General features: G+C 25.7%; 1 protein-coding gene and 1 pseudogene. Both read left to right on the top strand.

Annotated elements, in window-relative coordinates; genetic code table 11:
* Positions 1-266, top strand: a pseudogene (locus T473_RS18940) (hypothetical protein); the annotation flags it as partial.
* A 19-nt stretch (positions 267-285) separates the two neighbouring features.
* Positions 286-1,500 (top strand): hypothetical protein, encoded by a 1,215-nt coding sequence (locus tag T473_RS17055; RefSeq protein WP_051365940.1) that lies wholly within the window; start codon positions 286-288, stop codon positions 1,498-1,500.
* Positions 1,501-1,762 lie beyond the last annotated feature (262 nt).

Below are 1,762 nucleotides of genomic sequence, written 5' to 3'. Positions count from 1 at the left end.
TAATTATTTATGCTATCTATGACTCAGAAAAATTTAAAGCAATAACTAAGAAATTTTTTTTTTTTTTTTTTGAAGTTTTTAAACTAAAAAATAAACTAACAACTGAAGAGATACAACCTCTATTTGAGGACTTTTTATACAATATAATATTTAGTAAGATAGACAACCTAGATACCCCTAAAAAGGTACAAAGACTTAGAACAAAACATACTAATAATGCTTGGGATTTAAAACAAAGATGGGTTAAAATGTCCTTGATACATTAGAAAAAAACAAAATAAATTGTTGAAAAAAGAGTATGAAGAATCTAAAAAAACTTATATAAAAAATGGATTTATTACTTCAACTATAAATACTCCAGAAGAACTTTTAAATCATAGAAAAGACTTTTTAGAAAAATGGGCTTCAAAGAGAGAATATAATGTCTCAGATTATATCTATTTATCAGAGTTAAGTGATAGTAAAATACAATCTGCATTTACACATGATTTAATACTTTGCATAAGCGATGTGTTAAAAGACGATTATGACTATAATATTGATAGAGTTAAAATCGAAAGTCCGTCTGGGCTCGCACCAGGGCTTTTCATTCCACGCAAGAGAGGCCGTAAGCCTAACTCATCCAACATTATTAAACAAGACAATAATTCATATAAATCTGATTTATATGATGTAAAAAGTGACAGTGGAGATCAAATGGATTTGTTTTATGAATTTAATTTTGATAATAAAACTATAAAAAGCAAAACTAAAGATCTTGATGGGATAATATTAGAACTTAACTCTATTGATGATGGTAGGAGATCAATATCAACACTCTCATTAGATAAGTTAGATTTAGACATTGCTAGATTTACATACTCCTATAGTCCTCTTATCAATTATACTTTTTATTTATCTGATTTGCTTAAAGATTTAGGTTTGAGTGACTCTAAGGATAATTACGAGAACGTTGAAGATAAGCTTACGAAACTTACTTTTTATACATTTTATACTGAAACGTATCATGAAGATGGCACTATAAAATCAAAAACGAGTTTTAATTTATTTTCTAGAATTCATAGTGAAGAGATAAATGGGAGAAAAGCTGTTAAAGTAACAAAAGCAATTGTTGAAGAAGTAGAAAGAGAAACAACAAGAATTATGTACAAAAATCAATTAAAAAAGTTAAAAATTCCTCAATCTACAGATTTGGCCTATATGCTAGAAGGTATTAGAATATCAGAGGTAAATCGTGGTATAGATATTAAAGATAAAAAATATATTTTTGATTTAGATCAATTAAAATTTGATATTCACTTTGAAACAGATACAACTGAAAAAGAAAGAATGGCTATGGTAGAAAACATGTTAAATGAAATTGTTGAAAATCAATTCATAATAAAAAGATTTGTAGTAGGGCATGGTTATTTTGATATATATTTTTATGAAGATGTTGAGAAAAGAAAGTCTTTGATAAATAATACTGTATTATCATTACCGACTTATATTATCGAATAAAAATAATGGTAAAACCTCCGGGGTATTTTTTATTATTTCATATTTTGTTTTATGTAGTAACTTTTATAATAATAAAATGTTAAAAATAATGGTAAAACCTCCGGGGTATTTAATTATATATATATTTAAAATCGTAAATAATGGTAATATCGTCGGGTTAACTTTAAAACCCTATTTTATCCTTATTTCGTATGTTTTATTTGTCGAAAAATTTTCTTTATAAATAAAAATACTGCTATAAGTGTTGTAGTATCTATTTTAC

The sequence above is a fragment of the Clostridioides mangenotii TR genome, from assembly GCF_000498755.1.
Classification (GTDB): domain Bacteria; phylum Bacillota; class Clostridia; order Peptostreptococcales; family Peptostreptococcaceae; genus Metaclostridioides; species Metaclostridioides mangenotii_A.
The sequence above is the reverse complement of the archived record's forward strand: the minus strand, read 5'-3'. Positions and strand labels throughout refer to the sequence as shown.